This window comes from Comamonas endophytica, from assembly GCF_023634805.2.
GTDB lineage: Bacteria > Pseudomonadota > Gammaproteobacteria > Burkholderiales > Burkholderiaceae_C > Comamonas > Comamonas endophytica.
In genome coordinates this window covers 1,475,433-1,499,657 of record NZ_CP106881.1, presented here as the reverse complement: position 1 = coordinate 1,499,657, position 24,225 = coordinate 1,475,433, and the positions used below count along the sequence as shown (strand labels likewise).

Sequence of the window (24,225 nt, the reverse complement as noted above, 5' to 3'; positions counted from 1 at the left end):
GTATGACGGAAGGTCGCCGTCATTGTCGCCAGGGGCTGGTTTTGCTAAAGGGGGAAAAGAAGCGGAGGAAGGGCGCTGTTTGGGCGCGTTGGGGGCTTTGACCCTATGGGCCTTGGCTTGAGGCCTGGCCCTTCATCCTTCGACAGGCTCAGGACGAACGGTCAATACCCAGTTCGCTCTGTGCTAGGGCGCGTTACCGTTCGTCCTGAGCTTGCCTGGGCGGCCCCGTCGAAGGATGAGCGGCCTGTCCGAAAGTGAAAGCCCCCGGGGTTCAGAACCCCAGACTCGCCAGCAAATCATCCACCTGCGACTGCGAAGTCACCACATCCGGCGTGCGGCTGGGGTCGACCACCGGACCGGCCAGGGGTTCCTGGGTTTTCTCGGAGCTTCCGGCAACCACCGCAGCCGCGGCCGCGACGGGCATGACCGAGGCCGGCACGCCGCCCTGGGGAGCGGTCTGGATCAGCATCTGCACCAGCTGGTCCTCGAGATTGGCCGCCAGGTTCACCACGCGGCCGATCACCTGGCCGGTGAGGTCGTGAAAGTCCTGCGCCATCATGATCTCGGTCAGGTGCTCGTCGGCCTTCTGCGTCACGGCTTCCATGTCGGTCAGGAAGTTCATGATGTCGCCCTTGGCCACGGCCGCGACCGGGTCCTCGATCAGCGCCGCCACCATGCGCCGTGTTTCCTGGGCGATATAGGCCTGCTGGGCCTTGGCCTGCTCGACGCGGTTGAGCACCTTCTCGGCGGCCTCGCCCGTGAGGCGGGCGATATAGGACAGCCGGCTTTGCGCGTCGGGCAGTTCGTCGATGGTGCCACGCAACCGGTCGGCATAGCCCAGCTCATTGAGCGAATCGTGCAGCTGACGCGTCAGCACACCGATCTTGTAATGCAGTTCGCCAGGCTCGGCGGGCGTGTTGCTGTCCATGGCGTCACATCCCCAGTTTCTTCAGGATCAGGGTGACCTTTTCTTCCAGCGTGGCCTTGGTGAAGGGCTTGACGATGTAGCCCGCAGCGCCGTTTTGCGCAGCGGCCACGATGTCTTCCTTGCGGGCTTCGGCCGTCACCATCAGCACCGGCAGGTGCTTGAGCTTTTCGTCGCCCTTGATCTCGGCCAGCAGCTGGAAGCCGTTCATGTTGGGCATGTTGATGTCGGTGACGACGAAATCGAACTTGCTGTTGCGCAGCTTGTGCAGCGCAACGACGCCATCCTCCGCCTCATCGGCCTCGGGGAAACCGCTTTCCTTGAGAAGGTTGCGCACGATGCGGCGCATGGTGGAGAAGTCGTCGACGATCAAAAAACGCAAGGCATTAGCCACGTGAGACCCTTTCGGTCGTGATGTGCTCTGGGGAGAAAGGCAGATTCGGCAGCAAGTGTCACAAATGGAGGCTATTGCGTGCCAGCCGGGGGATTGTCCTGCTTTTTCGCGGCGGGCGAAGGCGTGTGCTCTTTGCCCAACAGCCGCTCTTCCGCTTCGCGGGTCAGGACGGTGATGGTGATGCGCCGATTCTGCGGCGCACGCGGGTTCTCGGGCTCGAGCAGGTCGCTGTCGGCCATGCCGACCACGCGCGCGAGTTTGAGCGCCGGCATGCCGGCGCCGATGAGCTCGCGGCGCGAGGCGTTGGCGCGGTCGCCCGAGAGCTCCCAGTTGCTGTAGCCCCGGTCGCCGTTGCCGTAGGGCGCGGCGTCGGTGTGGCCCGACAGGCTGATGCGGTTCTCGGTCTCGCCCAGGGCCGCGCCCACGGCGCGCAGGATGTCCTGCATGTAGGGCTTGACGATGGCGCTGCCGCTGTCGAACATCGGCCGGTTCTGCTCGTCGACGATCTGGATCTGCAGGCCGTCGGGCGTGACCTGCACGCGGATCTGCGAGCGGTATTCATTGAGCTTGGGGTTGCTGGAGATCAGGTTCTCGACCTTGACCTGCAGCTCCTTGATGCGCAGCGCGTCCTGGCGCGCGCGCTCGGCGCGCGTCGAGTCCAGGCTCTGCTTGCGGTCGGCGGTCTCGCTGGCTTCGGAGCGCCGCACCTGGCCGTGGACCTTGCTCAGGTCGTTGCCGCCGCCGGGAATGATGCTCGAGCTGTTGCCCGAGCCGTCGCCGCCCTGCATCGAGACCCTCAGCGGCGCATTGAAGTAGCTGGCAATGCCCTGCAGGTCGCCCTTGGAGGTCGAACCCAGCAGCCACATCAGCAGGAAGAACGCCATCATGGCCGTCATGAAGTCGGCGTAGGCGATCTTCCAGGCGCCGCCATGCGGGGCATGGGTCACCTTCTTCACGCGCTTGACGATGATCGGTTGGAGTTTCTTGTCGGCCATGGTGTGCTCTCGTGCTCGGCTTACTTCTTGCCCTTGACGTGGTTTTCCAGCTCCAGGAAGCCCGGGCGTTCGGTCGAGAACAGCACCTTGCGGCCGAATTCAATGGCCGTCGAGGGGTTGTAGCCCTGCATGCTGGCCAGCAGCGTGGTCTTGATGCACTCGAATTCCTTGGCCGCGTCCTGCGTCTGCTGCTCGATCAGCCCGGCGATGGGCTCGACCACGGCATAGGCCAGCAAAATGCCGAGGAAGGTGCCGACCAGCGCCGAGCCGATCATCGCGCCCAGCACCGAAGGCGGCTGGCCCACCGAGCCCATGGTGTTGACCACGCCCAGCACGGCCGCGACGATCCCGAACGCCGGCAGCCCGCCGGCCATGCGGCCCAGCGCCGCGATCGGTGCGTGCGATTCCTGGTGGTGGGTCTCGATCTCGCTGTCCATCAGCGCCTCGATCTCGTGCGAATTGAGGTTGCCCGAGACCATCATGCGCAGGTAGTCGGTGAGGAACTCCATCACATGCACGTCGGCCATCAGATTCGGATACTTGGCAAAGATCGGCGACTCCTGCGGCGCCTCGACATCGGATTCCACCGACATCAGGCCTTCCTTGCGCGCCTTCTGCAAGATCTCGTAGAGCAGCGCCATCAGCTCGAGAAAGCGCTCCTTGTTGTATTTGGAAGACTTGAACGCCGCCGGCAGCGCGCGCAGCGTGGCCTTGATCACCTTGGGCTGGTTCGCGACGATGAACGCCCCGAGCGCCGCACCCCCGATGGTGAGCATTTCAAACGGCAGGGCCTTCGCGACCACGCCGATATTGCCCCCGTGCAGCACGTAGGTGCCGAACACGCAGGCGAAAGCGATGATGAAACCAAGAATGACAAGCATGCGGAGATTGTGCGTTTGCCTGCCTGCCGGGATTGGCTGGATAAGCGGGGCAATTGCCGCATTTATCGGCAGCTTTGCGCGCGCGTGTAGGGTGGACGGCGCAAATGGCCGGCGCCGGCTGGCGGCGCTGCCGCTCCGGGCGGCAGCCGGAGCCCGCGAGGCATATATAGATATGGATATGCCTCCAAGACCCGCGGCCCACGCCCGCGCAAAAAATTTGCTCCAGCGCCCTAAAGTTTGTTCCCCACCCCTCCGATAACCAAAGCAACAGGGAAGTTGACGCCCTGCACCGCACAAGCTGCCGACCAACCCAACCTTTCGTTGAGTGGCTTGCACGGATTGGGCTGCCGCCGCCGCCCGCCTTGGAGTGATCCGGGGGACTGGTCTGGCGGCGGGCGTTTTGATTTGACTTAGGAGCTATCACCATGGCCATGACCATCAACACCAACATCTCGTCGCTGAACGCACAGCGCAATCTGTCGACGTCGCAGTCCTCGCTGTCGACTTCCATGCAGCGCCTGTCGTCGGGCATGCGCATCAACAGCGCCAAGGACGACGCCGCCGGCCTGGCCATCGCCGAGCGCATGAGCGCACAGATCACCGGCCTGAACCAGGCACAGCGCAATGCCAACGACGGCGTCTCGCTGATGCAGACGGCTGAAGGCGCCCTGGGCACCATCGGCAACAACCTGCAGCGCATCCGTGAACTGGCCGTGCAGTCGCGCAACGCCACGAACTCCACCGACGACCGCGCCGCGCTGCAAAAGGAAGTGACGCAGCTCAAGGAAGAAATCGACCGCGTTGCAACGACCACCTCCTTCAACGGCACCAAGCTGCTGGATGGCAGCTTCAAGGCCCAGGCATTCCAGGTCGGCGCCGACCAGGGCCAGACCATCAGCATCGCCAGCATCCAGAACTCCAAGATTGCGGATCTCGGCACCTGGACGAATGTCAAGGTCAACGAATATGCATATGCAGAAGGCGCCGCAGCTGCGCTCACGGATCCTGCAGCCGCCGCAAGCTTCAAGATCAATGGCGTGGAGATTGCCGTTCCAGCTTTGGCCAACCGAGACGCTGCTGCCTCGCTGACCGCACTGGGTGCCGCATTCACGGCTGCCAAGACGGCAAACGCCGATGCCCTGAAGGACATCACGATGACCGATGGCAAGATCACGGTGGCCAAGACCGCAATCAAGACGGTCGTTTCGGATGCTGTCGGCATGACGGCTCCGACTCTGGGTACCGAGACTGTGTCCACGAAGGACGGCACGGGAGTTTCCAAGACGGGCTTCTCCGACCTGGATATCTCTACCGTTGAAGGCGCCGACAATGCGATCCTGGCCATGGACGGTGCCCTCAAGTCCGTGAACTCCGCCCGTGCCGACCTGGGTGCCCTGCAGAACCGCTTTGAGTCGGTGGTCTCGAACCTGGGCGTGAACAGCGAAAACCTGTCGGCTTCCAAGAGCCGCATCATGGACGCCGACTTCGCGGCTGAAACCGCCAACCTGAGCCGCTCGCAGGTCCTGCAGCAAGCCGGCACGGCCATGGTGGCCCAGGCAAACCAGCTGCCCCAGGGCGTGCTGTCCCTGCTGCGCTGATCGATCCCCGGCATCCGCCCGCGGGCAGGTGCCAGGACTTCACCGCAAACCCGGCTTCGGCCGGGTTTTTTGCGTTCTGGATGCCTGGGAGGTGGGAACTGGGCGGTTTTTTCAACGCTTTTCCCTGTTATGGCAAATGCCCGTTGCGCGAACAATTGCTGCATCCGGGCGGCGGCTCCATGCGCTGTATCGCTCGAATGGAACGCCAGTGCGTTGTGCTGGCATTGCAACAGCTTTCGCAGTGCCGGGAGCATGGCTTTAAACAGGAGCGTTTACATGGCAGCCATCATCAATACGAACATTCAGTCCCTCAATGCGCAGCGGAATCTTTCGTCTTCGCAAAATTCGCTGGCCACTTCGATGCAGCGCCTGTCCTCGGGCCTGCGCATCAACAGCGCCAAGGATGACGCTGCCGGCCTGGCGATCTCCGAACGCATGACCACCCAGGTGCGCGGCCTCACGGTGGCGGCGCGCAATGCCAACGACGGCATCTCGCTGGCGCAGACGGCCGAAGGCGCGCTGAGCTCGCTGGGCAACAACCTGCAGCGCATCCGCGAACTGGCGGTGCAGGCGCGCAATGCGACCAATTCCTCCGAAGACCGCGCCGCGCTCGACGCCGAAGTGCAACAGCTCAAGGCCGAAGTCACGCGCATTTCCCAGCAGACCAGCTTCAACGGCACCAAGCTGCTCGATGGCTCGTTCACGAACATGGCCTTCCAGGTCGGCGCCAACCAGGGCCAGACGATCAACATCAGCGGCATCGTCGATGCCAATGTGGACAAGCTTGGCCAATGGACCAGCGTGGCCAAGCCCGCCGGCCCGCTGACGGCCGATGTGGTGGCAGGTACCACCAGCGCGACCCAGGTTGACGGCAAGGTGACGACTACGGCCATCCCTACAGGCGATCACAGCGGCGCTCCAATCAGCTTCACCGTGGATTCCAAGCCGGTGACGCTGAATGGCAATTACGCCGCGACCGAGGACATCCGTCAGGCGGTGGCGACTGCGCTGGGCAGCGATTATGCAGTGACCGATGCGGCGGGCGTGCTGACCATCACCAAGACCGGCAGCGTGACGGCACCGGTCTTCACCGCCGGCACTGGCGGCGTCTCGGGTACGTCCACCCCCGGCACAGCAGCCGGCGCTGCCAGCTTCTCCCCAGTCAGCTTCAAGCTCAATGGCACGGACATCACCGTCAATGACTCGGCCACGACCGCGTCCGAGCGCATGTCCAACCTGATCAAGGCCATCAACCTGCACACGGACACCACCGGTGTCGTTGCCAGCAACGACAAGGGCGCGCTCAAGCTGACGTCCGCGGGCGGAACCGGTAACATCAATATCGCACTGGGAGCGGGCACGGATGCTGCGGCGCTCAAGGCCCAGGCCGGTCTGACCGCAGCCGACAACCTGGCCACCGCAGGCAAGGGCGAGATCGGATTTGCCAGCCTGAGCGTGCTGGATGCGACCGACGCCGACAACGCCATCCTGGCCATGGATGCCGCGCTGATGGCCGTCAACGGCGCGCGCGCCAGCCTGGGTGCCGTGCAGAGCCGTTTCGAGACGACGATCGAGAACCTGAGCGTGACGACCGAGAACCTGTCGGCCGCGCGCAGCCGCATCATGGATGCCGACTTCGCGGTGGAAACCGCCAACCTGAGCCGCTCGCAGATCCTGCAGCAGGCCGGCACCGCGATGGTGGCCCAGGCCAACCAGCTGCCGCAGCAGGTGCTGCAGCTGCTGCAGGGCTGATTGCGGCGCCTTGGGGGCCAGGCCCTCAAGTTCCCGCTGTTTGCGCCGATACGTGGGTAGTGACGTTGTCGGCGGGTCCGGCTGCCTGGGCGGCCGGCCATCCTTATTGTTGTGTGCAGCGGCGTGCGGCCAGGGGCCGGCCGCGAAGGGGAGATATTTATGGCGATCAGCTCGATAGGCTTGGGCAGCGGTCTCGACGTCGAGGATATGGTGGCCAAGCTGGTCGCCCTGGAGCAAAAGCCCATCCAGGCCCTGCAGATCAAGGCCACCGCCATCAATTCCCAGGTGTCGGCCTTCAGCCAGCTCAAGTCGCAGATCTCCAACCTGCAGACCCAAGTCGACAAGCTGACCGCTTCCGAGACCTGGCAGGGCCGGGTGCTGAGCTCGGCCAATTCTTCCACCGTATCGGGCACCGCGACCAGCAAAGCGGCCTTTGCCACCTACGATGTCAAGGTGCAGCAACTGGCCTCGGCGCAGACCATTGGTTCGGGGCTGGTGCCAACCGGCACGGCCCTGGGTCAGGGCAAGCTGACCATCACCCTGGGTGAGTGGAAGGACGGAGCGCTCAAGCCCAATGAGGTGGACGGCTTGCCGGCTTCGGTTTCCATAGACATCACGGCCGAGGACGACACGCTGGCCAAGGTGGCGGCCAAGATCAATGCCGCCAATGCCGGCGTTTCGGCCACGGTGCTGCGCGACCACACGGGCGAGCGCCTGTCGCTGCAATCCACGGCCACCGGCACCAATGCCGCGTTCAGCGTGGCTGTGGAAGAAACGGCTGACCAGCCCGGGCTGAAGCGCCTGGAGTACCTCGGCGCTGACAGCAGCGCGGGCATGACCCGCTCGCAGACCGCCCAGGACACGCTGGCCACCATCAACGGCATCGCCATGGCTTCGCGCAACACGACCTTTGCCGATGTGGCCGATGGCGTGACCCTGACGGTTTCGCAGAAGACGGAAGGCGATGCCGCGGTGCGCATCACCATCAAGGGCGATACCGCGACCGCAAAGACCGCGCTGACCAACTTGGTGGAGTCGTACAACGCGCTCAGCAGTGCAATGTCCACCATGACGTCGTACGACCCGACTTCCAAGACCGCGGGCACGCTGCAGGGCGATTCGACGGCCATCAACCTGCAAAGCGCGCTGCGCCGGCTGCTGACCAGCAACAGCGGCGCGGGCGGCGCCTTCACCACGCTGTCGCAAATAGGGCTGGCATTCCAGACCGACGGCACGCTCAAGATCGACGACACCAAGCTGACCAAGGCGCTCGAGGACCCGGACAGCATGGCGAAGTTCTTCGCCGCCGATCTCGAGGGCGACGCCAATGACGGTCTGGGCGTGCGGCTCAAGGATTTCACCACCGGCCTGCTGTCCAGCGATGGTGTTTTTGCCACCAAAGACGAGAGCATGAAAAGCCAGCTCAAGCGCAACACGCAGGACCAGGAGCGTCTGACGACCCGCGTCAATGCCTATGAAAAGCGTCTGCTGGCGCAGTACACCGCGCTGGATGTGAAGATGTCCAGCCTCACGGCACTGGACACTTACATCAATCAGCAGATCACGATGTGGAACAAGGACAGTTGAGCGGCTTTCTTCCTGTACATCGCGGGATTTCGCGAATCAGGACAAATTAAGCTTGAGTTTGTGCCGCCCATGCCGATAAGTCTGGCAAGTACATAGAAATATCGGCATTGGAAGGAGTGGTTGTCATGTTTTCCCCAGTAAGCGCTCGTGCAACTTCGGCCTACCGTCAGGTGGGCGTGCAATCGATGGTCGATGGCGCCTCGCCGCACCAGCTGATCAAGATGCTGTTTGACGGCCTGATTTCCACGCTCCATGGCGCGCGTGGCGCGATAGAGCGCGGCGACATCGGCGAAAAGGTGCGCCATATCGGCAAGGCCGTGCGCATCCTGCAGGAAGGCCTGCTGGGCGCGGTCGATCGCGAGCGCGGCGGCGAGGTGGCAAACAACCTGGCCATGCTTTACGAGTACTGCGTGGGCCGGCTGACTCTGGCCAATGCGCGCAACGATGTGAAGCTGGTCGAGGAAGTCGCGGACTTGGTGGGGACGGTGTCCCAGGGTTGGACCGAAATGGGCCTTCAGGGTAGTGCTACCGCTGGAGGCTGAAATGGAGCATAGCTTGATCGATTACTACAAAGCCATAGAAGACAGCAGCCTCAAGATGCTTGAGGCCGCACGGGGGAAGGACTGGGAAGGCGTGGCGCGCTACGAAGGCGCCTGTGCAGTGTTGATCGAGCAGCTGCGCTTCAAGTCCCAGGAGCAGGAACTGCAGCCCGAGCAGCGCCGCGAGAAGGCGCGCATCATGCAGCGCATCCTGCGCAACGACGCGCTGATCCGCACGCTGGCCGAGCCCTGGCTGGCGCAGGTGGAGCATATGTTCGACGGGCAGCCGCAGGTGCTGCATTGATTGGCTCGAGGCCGCTGCGTGCGGCTGGTGGCTGAAAGAAACCCGCGTTCTGAGAATGCGGGTTTTTTTATGGGCGGGGCTTTATGCGTTTGTCCTGAAATTGTGGAAGGATAGGCTCGCCCGTCTGGCTTGTGGCGGGGACGTCCACCCTTCGACAGGCTCAGCGGGCCCGCCTAGGGCAAACGGTTTTTCCCGTTCGTCCCATGGGTGGGCCCCCGAGCCCCTGGACGGCCTCTTGGAAGGATGTCGGTTCGTTCGTCTGAGCCTGCCTGGGCGGCGCCGTTGGAGGATGAATGGGCGTTCTGGAAAAGAGGTCGTCCATGGTTCGACAAGCTCACCACGAACGGTTGAAAAATCCGTTCGTCCCCGATGCGGGCCCGTGAGCTTTTCCCAACCGTTCGTCCTGAGCTTGCCTGGGCGGCCCCGTCGAAGGATGGACGGTCAGAACTCCAGCAAGCTCCACACGCAAAAAAGCCGCCAGCAAAAGCCGGCGGCCAACAAAGGTCGAGAACGCGCAGCGCGCCCGTCCTCAAACCTGCATGTTCATCACATCCGTATAGGCCTGCACCAGCCGGTTGCGCACGTGCAGCGATGCCTGGAAGCCGATCTGCGCCTTCTGGATGGCGATCATCGTCTCTTCGAGGCTCACCGCCGGGTTTTCCAGCTGCACCTCGCGCTGCAGGTTGCCCGAGTGCTCCTGCGCGGCGCTGACCGACTGCAGCGCGCCCTTGAGCGCCTGGGTAAAGCCGCCATCGACCTCGCGGGTGGAGGTGGGCGTGGCGGCAACGCGGCGCGCCAGGTCGGCGCCGGAGAGGGAAGGAATCGAAGTATTGATGCGCAGGTCCATGACAAATCCCAGGGGAGTTTGTGAGATGGGCTGAATCGTAGGCGGTCCGCGCCGTTCCATCTTGGCAAATAGATGCCCAAAGGCGCGCCTTATCGGCGGAACGTCGCGGCCCGAATTCCGAATAATCGGCCCCACGTCAGGCTCCTTGTCGGGCCGTGCCAAATTGGAACCAAGAGATGTCCGCAGTCGCTGAAATCCCCGCCGCAATCCCTTCCGCCAGCCCCTCGTGGTCGCAGCGGCTGTCCGCGCTCGATCGCGGCCAGCGCCTGCGCCTGGGCGCCGTCGCCGCACTGGCGGTGATCGGCCTGGTCGCGGCGGTGATGTTCAATCGCCAGCCCGACTACAAGGTGCTGTTCTCGAACCTGAGCGACAAGGACGGCGGCGCGATCGTCGCGCAGCTGACCACGCTCAACGTGCCCTACCAGTACGCCGAGGGCGGCGGCGCGATCCTGATCCCCGCCGACCGCGTGCACGACGTGCGCCTGAAGCTGGCCACGCAGGGCCTGCCCAAGGGCTCGGTCACCGGCTTCGAGCTGATGGAGACCAGCCGCTTCGGCATCACCCAGTTCCAGGAACGCCTGAACTTCCAGCGCGGCCTCGAAGGCGAGCTCACGCGCTCGATCCAGGCGCTGGCCTCGGTGCAGAACGCCCGCGTGCACCTGGCGCTGCCCAACCAGAACGGATTCTTCCGCGAGCAGCAGAAGCCCTCGGCCTCGGTGCTGGTGACGCTGCATCCCGGCCGCTTCCTGGACCGCGCGCAGATCGCCGGCATCGTGCACCTCGTCGCATCGAGCGTGCCCGAGCTGCAGCCCTCGGCCGTGAGCATCCTCGACGACACCGGCAAGCTGCTTTCGCAGTCGCCCGACGGCAGCGGCAACGCGGTCGACGTGCAAAAGCTCATGTATACCCAGCAGATCGAGCAGCAGTACACGCGCCGCATCCTGGACATCCTCGAGCCCGTGGTCGGCAAGAACAACGTGCGCGCCCAGGTCACGGCCGAGATGGACTTCAGCCAGACCGAGTCCACCTCCGAGCAGCACCGCCCGAACCAGACGCCCGAGAACAGCGCCATCCGCAGCCAGCAGGTCGTGGAAAGCACCGGCGCGCAGCAGCCGGCACTGCCCACGGGCGTGCCCGGCGCCACCAGCAACCAGCCCGCGGTGGCGGCTGCCGCGCCGATCAACGGCGCCAACCCGGCGCCCGCCGCGGCCAACGGCCAGCAGGGCGCCGCGCCCGGCGGCAAGCGCGAATCGCTGACGAACTACGAAGTCGACAAGACCGTGAGCGTGACGCGCGGCAGCAGCAGCGCCATCAAGCGCCTCACGGCCGCGGTGGTGGTGAACTACCAGCCGGGCATGGCCGAGGCCGGCCAGGCACCGGTGCCGCAGGCGATGAGCCCCGAGCAGCAGGCCAGCATGCTGGCGCTGGTGCGCGAGACCATCGGCTTCAGCCAGGAGCGCGGCGACTCGGTCAACCTGATGAACGCGCCCTTCCGCGACGACAGCACGCCGCCCGTGGAGCTGCCGCTGTGGAAGCAGCCCGAGACCATCGAGCTGGCGCGCACGCTGGCCTGGCCGCTGGGCCTGGCGCTGTTCGGCGCGATCCTGGTGCTGGGCCTGCTGCGGCCGCTGCTCAAGAGCCGCGCGCCCGAAGCCCGCGGCCCGCAGTTCGAGGCGCTCGAGGCCGAAGATCCGGAACGCCCGGCGCTGGCCGCACCGGCCGCGGAACTGATCCCCACCGACAGCCAGCTGCGCCTGGAGCAGGCGCGCCAGCTGACCAAGCAGAACCCGATCGCCGTGGCGAACATTGTGAAAACCTGGGTCAACGGCGAAAGCTGATCCCGCATCTGGACATACGAGTTTCCTATGGATGATCGAGGCCTGAACGACGCCGCCATCTTGCTGATGTCGCTTGGCGAGGAAGAGGCGGCGGAGGTGTTCAAACACCTGACGCCCAAAGAAGTGCAAAAGCTCGGCGAGACGATCGCGCGCATGCGCGGCGTGTCGCGCGAGAAGGTGGATTTCGTCATCAACCGCTTCCATGACGATGCCGGTGCGCAGAGCCTGCTGGTGAACGACGCCAGCGACTACGTGCGCTCGGTGCTCAAGCGCGCGCTGGGCGACGACAAGGCCTCGCTGCTGATCGACCGCATCCTGCAGGGCGGCGACGTCTCGGGCATCGAGAGCCTGAAGTGGATGGATCCGCTGTCGGTGGCCGAGCTGCTGCGCAACGAGCACCCGCAGATCGTCGCGGCGATCCTGGTGCACCTCGAGCACGAGCAGTCGGCCGCGGTGCTGATGCAGCTGCCCGAGCGCTTTCGCAGCGAAGTGCTGCTGCGCGTGGCCACGCTCGAAGGCATCCAGCCGACGGCGCTCAAGGACCTCAACGAGGTGCTGTTCAAGGTGCTGGCCGGCGGCGACAAGGTGCGCAAGACCTCGCTGGGCGGCGTCAAGACGGCCGCGGAAATCATCAACCAGCTCGGCGGCAATGCCGATGTGTCGGTGCTGGAAACCATCCGCAACTACGACCTGGACCTGGCGCAGAAGATCATGGACAAGATGTTCGTGTTCGATGACCTGGTCAAGCTTGACGACCGCTCGCTGCAGCTGGTCCTGCGCGAGGTGGCGTCGGAAACCCTCATCGTCGCGCTCAAGGGCGGCACGATGGAAGTGCGCGACAAGATCCTCGCCAACATGTCGATGCGCGCCTCCGAGGCGTTGCGCGAAGACCTCGAATCGCGCGGGCCGATGCGCCTGTCCGAAGTCGAGGCGCAGCAGAAGGAAATCCTCAAGGTGGTGCGCCGCCTCGCGGAAGAGGGCCAGATCACCATAGGCGGCGCCGCCGAGGACAGCTATGTCTAACGGCCCGCACTCGCGCTTCATTCCCAGCGAGGAAATCGACAGCGGCCGCGTCGTGCAGTGGCGCTTCGGCGCCGTGGGCGATGGCGGACTGTCGCCGCTGCTGCCACTGGACGGCGCCGCCGCCGCTCAGGCGCCGCAGGAAGTGGAAGTCGTCGACGCCCCCGTGTCCGCGCCCCAGCATGACGCCGAGCAGCTCGAACAACTGCTCAAGGAAGCGCGCGAAAAGGCCCATGCCGAAGGCCGCGCCCAGGGCCTCGCCCAGGGCCGCGCCGAAGCCACCAACGAATGGCAGCAGCGCATGGACAGCTATACCTCCGGCGCCGGCCGCGAGACCGCGCAGCAGCTGCAGTCGGTGCTGCAGAAGTACGAACAAAGCCTGCAGGCGCTCGAACAGAACATGGCTTCGGAAGTGCTGCAGCTGGCCTGCGACATCGCGCGCCAGGTGGTGCGCCAGGAGCTGGCCTGCAAGCCCGAGGCGCTGCTGCCGGTGGTGCGCGAGGCGCTCGACATGCTGGTCACCGAAGGCCGCGTCGCCACGGTGCGCCTCAATCCCGTGGACTTCGAAGTGCTCGATGCGCCGCTGCGTGCCGAGCATGGCGCCGCGGGCAAACTGCAATGGCTGGCCGACGCTTCGGTGCCCGCCGGCGACGTGCGCGTCGACGCGGGCGGCGCGGTGATCGAAGCCGGCCTCGACAGCCGCTGGCGCCGCGCCGTGGCCGCGCTGGGCCTGGTCTCTTCCTGGTACGAGGGCGGCCATGGCGAATGAACAGGCGCTCGCTCCGTGGCGCGAATTCCTCGCCAGCGCACGTGCGCGCTACGCCCAGCCGGTGCCGCTGGAAAGCCGCGGCACGCTCAGCCGCCTCACCGGCCTGGTGCTCGAGGCCTCGGGCCTGCGCGTGCCCGTGGGCGCGCAATGCCATGTGCAGATGCCGCACCAGGAGCCGGTGCTGGCCGAGGTCGTGGGTTTCGCCGGTGAAAAAGCCTTTTTGATGCCCGCGGGCGACATCCAGGGCCTGTCGAGCGGCGCGGTGGTCACGCCCGCGCCGGCCTTCGTGCCGCCCCCGCGCTGGGGCGAGCCGCCGGCCGAAGTCTCGCTGGCCACCGGCATGCTGCGCCTGCCGATGGGCGACGGCCTGCTGGGCCGCGTGGTCGATTCGCAGGGTACCCCCCTGGACCATGCGGGCCCGATCAGCGATGTCACGGCCGAGCCCATGGACCGCCGCCAGATCAACGCCATGGACCGCGACCCGGTGCGCGAGCCGCTCGACACCGGCGTGCGCGCCCTGAACGCGCTGCTGAGCGTCGGCCGCGGCCAGCGCCTGGGCCTGTTTGCCGGCTCGGGCGTGGGCAAGAGCGTGCTGCTGGGCATGATGGCGCGCTACACCAAGGCCGACGTGATCGTCGTCGGCCTGATCGGCGAGCGCGGCCGCGAGGTCAAGGAATTCGTCGAGGACATCCTCGGCGCCGAGGACCGCGGCCGCGCCGTCGTGGTCGCGGCGCCAGCCGATGCGCCGCCGCTGCTGCGCATGCAGGGCGCGGCCTATGCCACCGCCATTGCCGAGCATTTCCGCGACAAGGGCCAGCACGTGCTGCTGCTGATGGATTCGCTCACGCGCTACGCCATGGCGCAGCGCGAGATCGCGCTGGCGATCGGCGAGCCGCCGGCCACCAAGGGCTATCCGCCATCGTGCTTCGCCAAGCTGCCGCAGCTGGTCGAACGCAGCGGCAACGGCCTCAACGGCGTCGGCTCGATCACCGCCTTCTACACCGTGCTGTCCGAAGGCGACGACCAGCAGGACCCGATCGCCGACGCGGCGCGCGCGATCCTCGACGGCCACATCGTGCTGTCGCGGGCGCTGGCCGAAACCGGCCACTTTCCGGCGATCGACATCGAGCAGTCGGCCTCGCGCGTGATGCACAACGTGGTGCAGCGCGAACACTTCGACCTGGCGCGGCGCTTCCGCGCGGTCTATTCGCGCTACCAGAAGAGCCGCGACCTGATCCAGGTCGGCGCCTACGTCGCGGGCTCCGACCCGCAGATCGATGAAGCGGTGAAGCTGCAGCCGGCGATGGCCAGCTTCCTGCAACAGAACATGTTCGAAGCCGCCACTATGGACGAGAGCGTCTCGGGCATGGCGGCACTGCTTGGCCACTAACCGGGAATCCGAATGTCGTCGTTGAATGCTCTCATGGTGGCGATCGATGCAGCGATGCGCAAGCGCGACGAGGCGCGCCGCACGCTGCAGGCGCGGGCCCAGGCCTGCCAGTCGGCGCAGGCCCAGATGGACCAGCTGCAGGACTATGCGGCGCAGATGCAGCAGCGCTGGGGCGCGCACGAGAACCAGGCGGTGCAGCCCGAGGTCATGTACCACCAGTACCAGTTCATGGAACGGCTGAACCATGCCATGGGCCTGCAGACCAAGGTCATCCAGGACCACGCGATCCGCCTCGAGGCGGCGCAGAAGGCGCTGATGGCCTGCGAGCTGCGCGTGACCAGCCTGCAGAAGGTGGTGGCCGCACGCCAGCGCGACATCTCGCTGGCGCAGATGCGCCGCGAACAGAAGCAGACCGACGAGCGCGCCGCGCTGCAGTTCATCGGCCGCACCTTCGGCCTGCAGTTCCAGGAGGCATGAGCATGGAAAAAGCCGCCATCCGTCCCGCCCAGGCGCCGGCCTCCGGCAATCCGATAGCGCGCAACGCCGCCGCGCGCCAGGCCGCGGGCAGCGAAGCCCAGGGCGGCTTTTCGCTGCTGCTGGCCGACATGGCTGCACCCGCTGCGCTGGCCGTTGCAGCCGAGGATCCGTTGGCCGGCGCCGATCCGTCGCTGGCCGCGCTGCCGGGGCAGGACCTGGCTGCCATCGACGCCATGGCCGGATCCGGCCTCTTCTCGCTGGCCAGCCTGGTCGGCCAGACCGCGCGCATGGATGGCGCCGCCGATACCGCCCAGCGCGACGGGCGCGATCTCCCCGAAACCGAGGGTCTGCGCCGCAGCGCGGCCCTGCCCATGGGTGCGGGCCAGCCGGCCGCCGCGCCGCAGGCGCCCGCATGGGCCGCGGCCGGTGCACGCGACACCGCAGGCAACGATACCGGTGCCGCCTTGCTGCAAGCCTCGACCGAACTCTCCGATACGCCCGCGGCCGGCTCCGCCACGCTGTCGCCGGCGCTCTCCGAGCGCGGCACGCAGCCGCATGGGCTGGCCGCGCTGATCGCCCGGATGGAGCCGGAGCCCCAGGCCATGGCCAGCGCCCTGGCACCGGCAGGCCCGCCGGGTCTTTCCGCCCCAGGCAACGCGGCTGCTCCCGCCACCGGTGGCGGCGCTGGCGATGCAGCCGGGATTGCTTCGGCCGCAGAGACCGCGCCCACCGATACGCTGGCCGAAGCGGCGGCAGCCGACCCGGTCTTGTCAATGCCCGACGACACCTGGGCCGACCAGCTCTCCGAGCAGGTCGCCTTCTGGGTCCAGCAAAAGACCCAGCGCGCCGAGATGACCATCGACCGCCAGGGCCAGCCGGTGCAGGTGCAGGTGGCGATCACCGGCAGCGAGGCCCATGTCACCTTCCGCAGCAACGAGCAGCAGACGCGCGACATGCTCGACGCCAGCACCGCGCAGCTGCGCGAGATGCTCGAGCAGCAGGGCCTGACGCTGGCCGGGGTGACCGTGCAGACCGGCAATGCGGGCGGGCAGGGCGGCTCCGCGCGCCAGGATGCTTCGGGCCGGCAGGCAGCGCGTGGCGATGAGGGTCAGCGCCAGACCGCCGAGGTCGCGGTGGACCTGCGCGGACGGACGAATAGCGGACGCACCGTGGATCTGTTCGTCTAGGCTGCTGCATTTGTCGCGCGACCGTCATCCTTCGACGCGGCCGGCGAGGCAGGCTCAGGACGAACGGATTCAAAAGCCGCGCGCCCTGCGCTCGATCAATCCCGAACCCGCTCCTTTCGTCTGAGCCTAACCCCCACCGTTCGTCCTGAGCCTAACCCCCACCGTTCGTGCTGAGCCTGACCCCCACCGTTCGTCCTGAGCCTGACCTCCACCGTTCGTCCTGAGCCTGACCCCCACCGTTCGTCCTGAGCCTGTCGAAGGATGGACGTCCCGCGCTCGGATGATCCCGCGCCCTCACCGATCGCCGTGAGCCTGCCCCCCCCCCTGGCCGTTCGTCCTGATCCCGGACACCCCCCAAGCCCCAATAAAGCCCAGGTTTCCATCGTCTATTCGGCTTATGAACCGCCGACCAAAGACCAATAATAGGCGCCATCGGTCAAGCCGAACCCGTCTATTGCAAGGAAATCCAACGTGTCCGCCAAACCCCCCCGCCGCCGCAGCCCCCGCCAAGGAACCCGCCAAGCGCAAGCTGGTGCTGATCGGCGCCATTGTCGTGGTGCTGGTCGTCGTGGCCGCAGCGGCGTTGCTGTTTCTCAATGGCCGCAACCAGGAAAGCGACGAGGAGCACGGCAGCGCTGCCGCGGCCGCCGTGGTGCCCACCTTCCTGCCGCTCGACAACATGGTGGTCAATCTGGCCGACCCCGGCGGCGACCGCTTCGTGCAGCTGGGCATCACCCTCGAACTTGCGGACGACAAGACCGCCAGTCTGGTCAAGCAATACCTGCCCAGCATCCGCAGCGGCATCCTGATGCTGGTGTCGCAGCGCTCCTCGGAAGAGCTGCTGCTGCGCGAAGGCAAGGAAAAGCTCGCGGCCGAGATCCGCGAGGAAGTCAGCCGCCCGCTGGGCCTGGGCAGCGCGAAGAAGGGCCGTGCGCAGGACGAAGACCTGGCCGACGAGGAAGAGCGTCCAGGCCGCCAGCAGCCGCAGGGCGCCGTGCGCCGCGTGCTGTTCTCCAGCTTCATCATCCAGTGATCCGCCAGGGAATTTGCCATGAGTGATTCATTTCTCTCCCAGGAAGAAGTCGATGCCCTGTTGGAGGGCGTGACCGGAGAGAGCCAGAAATCGGTCATCGAGGAGGTCGAGGCGGGCACGGTCCGCAACTACGACATCTCGAGCCAGGAGCGCATCGTGCGCGGGCGCATGCCGACGATGGAAATCGTCAACGAGCGCTTCGCGCGCAATTTCCGCATCGGCCTGTTCAACTTCATCCGCCGCAGCCCCGAGGTCTCGGTCGGCACGGTGTCGGTGCAGCGTTACAGCGCCTTCCTGCGCGACCTCGCGGTGCCGACCAACTTCAACATCGTCGCGATCCGCCCGCTGCGTGGCAACGGCCTCGTGGTCTGCGATCCCTCGCTGGTCTTCGGCGTCATCGACACGCTCTACGGCGGCACCGGCCGGCTGCAGACGCGCATCGAAGGGCGTGACTTCTCGCACACCGAGCAGCGCGTCATCAACCGCCTGGTCGAAGTGATCTGCGACGAATACCGCAAGGCCTGGCAGGGCATCTATCCGCTGGAGCTCGGCTATCAGCGTTCGGAGATGCAGCCGCAGTTCGCCAACATCGCCACGCCCAGCGAGATCGTCGTCTCCACGGCCTTCCAGCTGGAGATCGGCGACATCTCGGGCGCGATCCACATCTGCATGCCCTATGCGACGCTCGAGCCGATCCGCGACGTGCTGTACTCCTCGACGCAGGGCGACTCGATCGAAGTCGACCGCCGCTGGGTCAAGGTGCTGACGCGCGAGATCCAGGCCGCGGAGGTGACGCTGGTGGCGGAACTGGCGCGCGCCGACGCCACCGTCGAGCAGCTGCTGGCCATGAAGGCCGGCGATTTCATCGAACTCGACCGCGAGCCGCGCATCCGCGCCTCGATTGGCGGGGTTCCGATCTTCGAGTGCCAATACGGCACGCACAATGACAAGTATGCAATCCGCATCGAGCAGTGCCTGCGCGGCACGGATGCGAATTGGACGGGAGAATGAGCATGGCAATTGACAACAACAGCGCGGATGACGCGTTTTCCGGCTGGGCCGAAGCCCTGCAGGAGCAGCAGGCGGCCAAGCCGGCCGTGGACCCCGAGCAGGGCGGCCCGCTGACCGGCGAGCCCGCACGCGGTTTCGCTGGCGGCGAGGTTCCTGTCAACGACATCAACATGGTGCTGGACATCCCGGTGCAGCTGTCCGTGGAGCTGGGCCGCACCAAGGTGCCGATCAAGTACATCCTGCAGCTGGCGCAGGGCTCGGTGGTCGAGCTCGACGCACTGGCCGGCGAGCCCATGGACGTGCTGGTCAACGGCTACCTGATCGCCCAGGGCGAGGTGGTGGTGGTGAACGACAAGTTCGGTATCCGCCTGACCGACGTGGTGACCCCTTCGGAGCGCCTGCGGCGCGTCAGCCGTGGATAGCGGCAGCCTGTCCCAGACGCTGCTGGCGGTGCTGGCCTTCGTGGCCGTCATTGCCGCGCTGCCCTGGCTCGTGCGGCGCATGCAGCAGCGCCAGGCGCTGGCGCGCGGCGGCGACGTGAGCACGCGCGTGCTGTCGGCGGTGGCCGTCGGCGCGCACCAGCGCGTGGTCACGGTGGAAGTCGGCGAGGGCGCGCAGCGCACCCGGCTGGTGCTGGGCGTCACGGCGCAGCAGATCAACTGCCTGCATGTGCTGGACGCCCGGGCGGGCGCCGCGCCAGCCGATATCGCCACCTTTTCCCAGGCCATGGCCAGCGCCAAGACCGGCGCTGCAGACAAGACTCCCCATGCCGAATAAAACATCGCGCGCCGCGGCACTCCTGGCCGCGCTCCTGCTGCCGGGCCTGGCGCTGGCGCAGTCCGCCGGCACGCCCGGCACGCTGCCGCTGCTGGTCGGCTCGGGCGGCGGCACGAGCTTTTCCGTGCCCATCCAGACGCTGCTGTTCTTCACCGCGCTGTCGTTCCTGCCGGCCGTGCTGCTGATGATGACCGGCTTCACGCGCATCGTCATCGTGCTGTCGCTGCTGCGCCAGGCGCTGGGCACGCAGTCGGCGCCGCCCAACCAGGTGATCGTCGGGCTGTCGCTGTTCCTCACGCTGTTCGTCATGGGTCCGACCCTCGACCGCGTCTACAAGGAAGCCTATGTGCCCTACACCACCAACGCCATGGGCTTCGAGGAGGCCATGGGCAAAGCCGAGGCGCCGATGCGCGACTTCATGCTCAAGCAGACACGCCAGTCCGACTTCGCGCTGTTCGCCCGCCTGGCCAAGCTCGAGGCCGGCGTCACGGCCGAGAATGCGCCGCTGCGCGTGCTGGTGCCGGCCTTCGTCACCAGCGAGCTCAAGACCGCGTTCCAGATCGGCTTCATGATCTTCATCCCGTTCCTGGTGATCGACATGGTGGTCTCGAGCATCCTGATGTCGCTGGGCATGATGATGCTGTCGCCGGTGCTGGTGGCGCTGCCCTTCAAGATGATGCTGTTCGTGCTGGCCGACGGCTGGAACCTGCTGATCGGTTCGCTCGCGGCAAGCTTTGCGACCTAGGAAAATTCATGACTTCGCAGATGGTTCTCACTTTCGGCCGCGACGCGCTGATGCTGCTGCTGATGATTTCGCTGCCGGTGCTCGGCGTGGTGTTGGCCGTCGGCCTGCTGGTGAGCATCTTCCAGGCCGTGACCCAGGTGCACGAGGCCACGCTGGCCTTCGTGCCCAAGCTGCTGGCGGCCGTGGCGGTGTTTGCCATTGCCGGGCCCTGGATGCTGAGCACGCTGGTGGAGTACATCCGCCGCACCATTGAATCCATTCCCGCGGCGCTGGGCTAGCGCGGTTCCGTGATCACCTTCAGCGAAGCCCAGCTGGTCGCCTGGATCTCTCCCATCCTGTGGCCCTTCGTGCGCGTGCTGGCGCTGTTCACCTCGGCGCCGGTGTTCTCGCAGCGCTCCATACCCATGCGCGCGAAGATCGGCCTGGCCTTCCTGGTTGCCGTGTGCGCCCAGGCCACGCTGGTCGGCCAGCCGGTGGTCGGCGTCAATTCGCCGCAGGCGCTGGGCACGCTGGTGCAGCAGATCGTGGTGGGCCTGGCCATCGGCTTCGCGGTGCGGCTGGTGTTTGCCGCGCTGGAGATCGCCGGCGAGCTGATCGGCCTGCAGATGGGCCTGAACTTCGCCTCGTTCTTCGACCCGGCGAGCAATGCGCAGGTCAGCGCGCTCTCGCGCTTCTTCATGCAGATCGGCACGCTGGTGTTCATCGTCATCAACGGCCACCTGCTGCTGCTGATGGCCGTCGTCAAGAGCTTCGAGTCCTTCCCGGTCGACGGCAATTTCATGCAGTCGCTGGCGCAGATGCGCATCCATGAAATGGGCAGCGCGGTGTTCGCCAGCGCCTTCTGGATCGCGCTGCCGATGATCGCGATGCTGCTCTTCGTCAACCTCGCGCTGGGCATCATCTCGCGCGTGGCGCCGCAGATGAACATCTATTCCGTGGGTTTCCCGGTCACGCTGACGGTGGGCCTGATCGGCATCGTGGCCACGCTGCCGATGCTCGAGCAGCCGCTGATGGCGCTGCTGCAGCGGGCGATGGATATCTTTGGGGTACAGACCTAGCGTCGTTCGTCTGGTTCACAGCGTGACAGTGCCCGTCCCCCGTTCGTCCTGAGCCTCAACCCCACCCGTTCGTCCTGAGCCTGTCGAAGGATGAAGGGCCTGTGCTCAAGTTTAGAAAGCAGGCCGTCCATGGTTCGACAAGCTCACCACAAACGGTTTCAAGCCGTTCGTCCCGAGCCTGCCTGGCCGGCCGCGTCGAAGGATGAACGGCCAGATCTCACAGACCCTTCATGGTTCGACAGGCTCACCACGAACGGTTTAAAGCTGTTCGTGCGCCCCTCAACTTGGCGTACCCCCTTCAAACCAGCTGATTCCGAATCGCGTAGACCGTCAGCTCCGCGTTGTTGCTCAACTGCAATTTCTCCAGCACCCGCGCCCGGTACACGCTCACGGTCTTCGGGCTGAGCATCAGTTCCTCGGCGATGTCGGTCAGCCGCTTGCCCGAGGCGATCTTCAGCAGCGTCTGCAACTCGCGCTCCGACAGGCTTTCATGCGGCACCTCGACCACCGGCTGCGACAGGCTCTCGGCCAGCATCTGCGCGACTTCGGCCGTCAGGTATTTGCGTCCCTGCATGACCACGCGCACCGCATTGACCAGCAGCACCGGGTCGCCTGCCTTGTTGGCATAGCCCTGGGCGCCGGCCTTGAGGCAGCGCAGCGCGTATTGGTCCTCCGGGTACATCGACACCACCAGCACCTTGATGTGGGGATGGGTCTCGCGCAGGCTCGCCAGCACTTCCAGGCCGCTGCGCCCCGGCATGTTGAGGTCGAGCAGCAGCACGTCGCAGGGCGCGGTGCGCAGCACGTCGCGCAGCTCGGAATAGCCCGAGGCCTCGGCCGTGACGGTGATGTCGGGCGCCTCCGTCAGCGTATCTCGGATGCCCCGGCGCAAGATCGCATGGTCATCGCAAATCACCACATGGATCAATGGAGCTCTCCTTAATGAATTCGGCAGCCATGTTAGTGGGCTTGCAAAGGCACGGAGACGATGATGGACGTTCCCTGGCCCGGCTGGCTGCTGACGTCGAGCCAGCCGTCGACGGTGCGCGCGCGCTCCTGCAGCCCGCGCAGGCCGAAGGAGCGCGGCTTCTCGCGCTGCGCCGCCGTCATGCCGGCCCCATTGTCGGTGACCTCGAGCGTCAGAAAACCCTCGTGGTCCGAAAGATCGATTTCCACCCGGCTCGCATGGGCGTACTTGCCGATGTTGGTGAGCGCCTCCTGTGCGGTGCGGTAGGCCACCAGCTGGATCTCGGGCGAGGCCGCGATCTGCTGGCTGCTGGTGCGCATGTGCACCGCCACGCCCGTGCGCCGCTCGAAGCTCTCGGCCAGCCACTGCACCGCGGCCACCAGGCCCTGGTCCAGCACCGGCGGGCGCAGGTTCATCATGATGCGCTGGCTCGCGCCCAGCGCATGCTGCAGCATCTCCAGCGCCGCGACCGCATGCGCGTGCAGCGGCTGGTCGGCAGGGGTGTTGCGCGTGATCCAGGCCAGGTCGAATTTGACCGAGGTCAGCGAGCCGCCGATGTCGTCGTGGATCTCGCGCGCGATCGAGGCGCGCTCCTCCTCGATGGATGACTGCAGGTGCTCGGTCAGCTCGGCCAGCCGGCGTTCGGACTGCGCCAGCTCCGCCATGGCCCGCTCCTTGGCGCGCCGCGCCTCGTGCACCTCCATGGCGCGCTCGACCACCATCGGCAGCCGCGCGATGTCCTCCTTGCGCAGGAAGTCCGTCATGCCCAGGCGCATGATGTCCACGGCCGCGGCCTCGCCGATGGCGCCAGACAGCAGCACGAAGGGCGGGCGTGCGGGCAAGGGTTCGACCAGCGCCCAGGCATCGAGGGCCGTGAATCCGGGCAGGTGATAATCGGCGAGGATCAGATCGAAGCTCCGTTCCTGCAGTGCCTGCTGCAGCGCCGCAAGCGTCTCCACGGGCTGGATGTGGCAGGCCATGCCGGCGCGCCGAAGGATGATGCGCGCCAGGCCCTGGTCGGCGCTTGAATCCTCGATATGGAGGATTTGCAGGGCTAGATCTGGGCTTTCAATGGCCATAGGAGCGCTATCATAGGATACATCTTGGAACACACGAGGTAAGCATATGTGTGCTGGCCTGGAGGAGTGCGCGGGTCGCCGCGCCCTGCTTGCTGTGCGCCGCCGGCGGCATGCCAAGGCATGGGTCCAGGATGCGGGTTCACTCTGGCGCAACCAGCGTGGTTTGTGAAGCATGTCATCCGAACAGGGTTCTGGAAATACGATGCAGTCAACGCTAACAGGGTCCGGGCAGCCTGCGGTCCAAGTGCCTGTCATGGTGGCGGCCGACATCCAGGACTCGTTGCTCGTGGTGGTGCACGACCTCCAGCGCCTCGAGGGCCTGCTGGGCCACGCGACCGACAACCTGCTGGCGCGTTTCGACGAGGCCAATGCCCTGCTCGACCCCGCGCACGGCGCGGATTCCAGCCGCTTCGCGGCCGCGCGCGAGGTGCTGCGTTCGGCGGTGACCGAGCTGCAGTTCCAGGATCTTGCCAGCCAGTTGCTGAGCCACACCACACGCGTGCTGCAGGCCTGCGCCTTCTGCCTGGCCAATGAAACCATGGGGCACGAGGAGGGCGAGGTCGATGCGCCACTGGCAGCCCTGGCCCCGCAGCGCCCCAACCCCGTGACCCAGAGCGAGATGGATGCCGGTTCGGTGGAACTGTTCTGAGCTCCTGCGGCCCCATTCCCTATTTGAAAGTTCCTTACATGCGTTCAATCCTGGCGGTAGATGATTCCCCCTCCATGCGCAAGATGGTGTCCTTCACCCTGTCCGGGGCGGGCTACCACGTGGTGGAGGCGGTGGACGGCATGGATGCGTTGGCCAAGGCCCAGGCGCAGCAGATCGACCTGGTGCTGGCCGACCAGAACATGCCCAACCTCGACGGCATCGGCCTCACGCGCCAGCTGCGCGAATTGCCGCGCTTCAAGAACACGCCGATCCTGATTCTCACCACCGAATCCAGCGACCAGATGAAGCAGGCCGGCCGCGCGGCAGGCGCCACCGGCTGGCTGGTCAAGCCTTTCGACCCGAACCGGTTGATCGAAGTCATACAGAAAGTCATCCGCTGAGC

Annotated in this window: 27 protein-coding genes; 20 read left to right on the top strand and 7 right to left on the bottom strand. The window is 66.0% G+C overall.

Annotated elements, in window-relative coordinates; all coding sequences use genetic code 11:
• Nucleotides 1-271: 271 nt before the first annotated feature.
• The 4 genes from M9799_RS06715 to motA form a co-directional block, all read right to left on the bottom strand.
• On the bottom strand, nucleotides 272-928 hold the full coding sequence (locus M9799_RS06715; protein WP_231043188.1) for a protein phosphatase CheZ: 657 nt from the start codon (nucleotides 926-928) through the stop codon (nucleotides 272-274).
• Nucleotides 929-932: 4 nt separating this feature from the next.
• Nucleotides 933-1,319, bottom strand: a complete 387-nt coding sequence (gene cheY, locus M9799_RS06710) for a chemotaxis response regulator CheY (RefSeq protein ID WP_231043189.1) — start codon at nucleotides 1,317-1,319, stop codon at nucleotides 933-935.
• Between the two features lie 71 nt (nucleotides 1,320-1,390).
• The gene (gene motB, locus M9799_RS06705) at nucleotides 1,391-2,314 is read right to left on the bottom strand and encodes a flagellar motor protein MotB (protein WP_231043190.1); all 924 of its coding nucleotides are present in this window, start codon (nucleotides 2,312-2,314) and stop codon (nucleotides 1,391-1,393) included.
• A 20-nt stretch (nucleotides 2,315-2,334) separates the two neighbouring features.
• Complete coding sequence (gene motA, locus M9799_RS06700; protein WP_231043191.1) at nucleotides 2,335-3,195, bottom strand: flagellar motor stator protein MotA; 861 nt, start codon at nucleotides 3,193-3,195, stop codon at nucleotides 2,335-2,337.
• Nucleotides 3,196-3,620: 425 nt separating this feature from the next.
• On the opposite strand from motA, the gene M9799_RS06695 reads away from it, so the two are divergent.
• The 5 genes from M9799_RS06695 (at nucleotide 3,621) to M9799_RS06675 (ending at nucleotide 8,975) form a co-directional block, all read left to right on the top strand.
• Nucleotides 3,621-4,793 (top strand): flagellin, encoded by a 1,173-nt coding sequence (locus M9799_RS06695; protein WP_231043192.1) that lies wholly within the window; start codon nucleotides 3,621-3,623, stop codon nucleotides 4,791-4,793.
• 276 nt (nucleotides 4,794-5,069) lie between these two features.
• Nucleotides 5,070-6,545, top strand: a complete 1,476-nt coding sequence (locus M9799_RS06690; protein WP_231043193.1) for a flagellin N-terminal helical domain-containing protein — start codon at nucleotides 5,070-5,072, stop codon at nucleotides 6,543-6,545.
• Nucleotides 6,546-6,704: 159 nt separating this feature from the next.
• Nucleotides 6,705-8,132, top strand: a complete 1,428-nt coding sequence (fliD, locus tag M9799_RS06685; RefSeq protein WP_231043194.1) for a flagellar filament capping protein FliD — start codon at nucleotides 6,705-6,707, stop codon at nucleotides 8,130-8,132.
• 125 nt (nucleotides 8,133-8,257) lie between these two features.
• Complete coding sequence (gene fliS, locus M9799_RS06680; protein ID WP_231043195.1) at nucleotides 8,258-8,674, top strand: flagellar export chaperone FliS; 417 nt, start codon at nucleotides 8,258-8,260, stop codon at nucleotides 8,672-8,674.
• A gap of 1 nt (nucleotide 8,675) precedes the next feature.
• Nucleotides 8,676-8,975 (top strand): flagellar protein FliT, encoded by a 300-nt coding sequence (locus M9799_RS06675; RefSeq protein ID WP_231043196.1) that lies wholly within the window; start codon nucleotides 8,676-8,678, stop codon nucleotides 8,973-8,975.
• Nucleotides 8,976-9,504: 529 nt separating this feature from the next.
• On the opposite strand, the gene fliE is transcribed toward M9799_RS06675, so the two are convergent.
• Entirely contained in the window at nucleotides 9,505-9,822 is a 318-nt protein-coding gene (gene fliE / locus M9799_RS06670; RefSeq protein WP_231043197.1) for a flagellar hook-basal body complex protein FliE, read from the bottom strand.
• A 176-nt stretch (nucleotides 9,823-9,998) separates the two neighbouring features.
• Here fliE and fliF point away from each other — a divergent pair, with 176 nt between their 5' ends.
• The 13 genes from fliF to fliR all read left to right on the top strand — a co-directional run bounded on the left by fliF (nucleotide 9,999) and on the right by fliR (nucleotide 21,127).
• Nucleotides 9,999-11,660 carry a flagellar basal-body MS-ring/collar protein FliF gene (gene fliF, locus M9799_RS06665; protein WP_231043198.1) on the top strand — a complete coding sequence of 554 codons (1,662 nt, stop codon included), beginning with the start codon at nucleotides 9,999-10,001 and terminating at the stop codon, nucleotides 11,658-11,660.
• A gap of 27 nt (nucleotides 11,661-11,687) precedes the next feature.
• On the top strand, nucleotides 11,688-12,683 hold the full coding sequence (gene fliG / locus M9799_RS06660; protein ID WP_231043199.1) for a flagellar motor switch protein FliG: 996 nt from the start codon (nucleotides 11,688-11,690) through the stop codon (nucleotides 12,681-12,683).
• Nucleotides 12,676-13,449, top strand: coding sequence for a FliH/SctL family protein (locus tag M9799_RS06655; protein WP_231043200.1), 774 nt, complete (start codon nucleotides 12,676-12,678; stop codon nucleotides 13,447-13,449). Before fliG ends, M9799_RS06655 begins: the two co-directional genes overlap by 8 nt.
• Nucleotides 13,439-14,839, top strand: a complete 1,401-nt coding sequence (fliI, locus tag M9799_RS06650) for a flagellar protein export ATPase FliI (RefSeq protein ID WP_231043201.1) — start codon at nucleotides 13,439-13,441, stop codon at nucleotides 14,837-14,839. Before M9799_RS06655 ends, fliI begins: the two co-directional genes overlap by 11 nt.
• Nucleotides 14,840-14,851: 12 nt before the next feature.
• Nucleotides 14,852-15,316, top strand: a complete 465-nt coding sequence (locus tag M9799_RS06645; RefSeq protein ID WP_231043202.1) for a flagellar export protein FliJ — start codon at nucleotides 14,852-14,854, stop codon at nucleotides 15,314-15,316.
• Nucleotides 15,317-15,318: 2 nt separating this feature from the next.
• Nucleotides 15,319-16,503 carry a flagellar hook-length control protein FliK gene (locus M9799_RS06640; protein ID WP_231043203.1) on the top strand — a complete coding sequence of 395 codons (1,185 nt, stop codon included), beginning with the start codon at nucleotides 15,319-15,321 and terminating at the stop codon, nucleotides 16,501-16,503.
• 454 nt (nucleotides 16,504-16,957) lie between these two features.
• Nucleotides 16,958-17,536, top strand: a complete 579-nt coding sequence (locus M9799_RS06635) for a flagellar basal body-associated FliL family protein (protein WP_263725671.1) — start codon at nucleotides 16,958-16,960, stop codon at nucleotides 17,534-17,536.
• Nucleotides 17,537-17,554: 18 nt separating this feature from the next.
• The gene (gene fliM, locus M9799_RS06630; protein WP_231043205.1) at nucleotides 17,555-18,547 is read left to right on the top strand and encodes a flagellar motor switch protein FliM; all 993 of its coding nucleotides are present in this window, start codon (nucleotides 17,555-17,557) and stop codon (nucleotides 18,545-18,547) included.
• Nucleotides 18,544-18,969, top strand: coding sequence for a flagellar motor switch protein FliN (gene fliN, locus M9799_RS06625; RefSeq protein WP_377007547.1), 426 nt, complete (start codon nucleotides 18,544-18,546; stop codon nucleotides 18,967-18,969). Before fliM ends, fliN begins: the two co-directional genes overlap by 4 nt.
• Nucleotides 18,962-19,324, top strand: a complete 363-nt coding sequence (locus tag M9799_RS06620; RefSeq protein ID WP_231043207.1) for a FliO/MopB family protein — start codon at nucleotides 18,962-18,964, stop codon at nucleotides 19,322-19,324. The genes fliN and M9799_RS06620 overlap by 8 nt, the downstream gene beginning before the upstream one ends.
• A complete protein-coding gene (gene fliP / locus M9799_RS06615) occupies nucleotides 19,314-20,069 on the top strand; it encodes a flagellar type III secretion system pore protein FliP (protein WP_231043208.1) in 756 nt (251 codons plus the stop codon). Before M9799_RS06620 ends, fliP begins: the two co-directional genes overlap by 11 nt.
• 8 nt (nucleotides 20,070-20,077) lie before the next feature.
• Nucleotides 20,078-20,347, top strand: a complete 270-nt coding sequence (fliQ, locus tag M9799_RS06610) for a flagellar biosynthesis protein FliQ (protein WP_231043209.1) — start codon at nucleotides 20,078-20,080, stop codon at nucleotides 20,345-20,347.
• A 9-nt stretch (nucleotides 20,348-20,356) separates the two neighbouring features.
• A complete protein-coding gene (fliR, locus tag M9799_RS06605) occupies nucleotides 20,357-21,127 on the top strand; it encodes a flagellar biosynthetic protein FliR (RefSeq protein WP_231043210.1) in 771 nt (256 codons plus the stop codon).
• A 298-nt stretch (nucleotides 21,128-21,425) separates the two neighbouring features.
• On the opposite strand, the gene M9799_RS06600 is transcribed toward fliR, so the two are convergent.
• Together M9799_RS06600 and M9799_RS06595 are read right to left on the bottom strand one after the other, a co-directional pair.
• A complete protein-coding gene (locus tag M9799_RS06600; protein WP_231043211.1) occupies nucleotides 21,426-22,055 on the bottom strand; it encodes a response regulator in 630 nt (209 codons plus the stop codon).
• 32 nt (nucleotides 22,056-22,087) lie between these two features.
• Complete coding sequence (locus M9799_RS06595; RefSeq protein WP_231043212.1) at nucleotides 22,088-23,173, bottom strand: hybrid sensor histidine kinase/response regulator; 1,086 nt, start codon at nucleotides 23,171-23,173, stop codon at nucleotides 22,088-22,090.
• Between the two features lie 202 nt (nucleotides 23,174-23,375).
• On the opposite strand from M9799_RS06595, the gene M9799_RS06590 reads away from it, so the two are divergent.
• The gene (locus M9799_RS06590) at nucleotides 23,376-23,822 is read left to right on the top strand and encodes a hypothetical protein (RefSeq protein WP_231043213.1); all 447 of its coding nucleotides are present in this window, start codon (nucleotides 23,376-23,378) and stop codon (nucleotides 23,820-23,822) included.
• Nucleotides 23,823-23,860: 38 nt separating this feature from the next.
• Nucleotides 23,861-24,223 (top strand): response regulator, encoded by a 363-nt coding sequence (locus M9799_RS06585; RefSeq protein WP_231043214.1) that lies wholly within the window; start codon nucleotides 23,861-23,863, stop codon nucleotides 24,221-24,223.
• The last annotated feature ends 2 nt before the right edge of the window (nucleotides 24,224-24,225 follow it).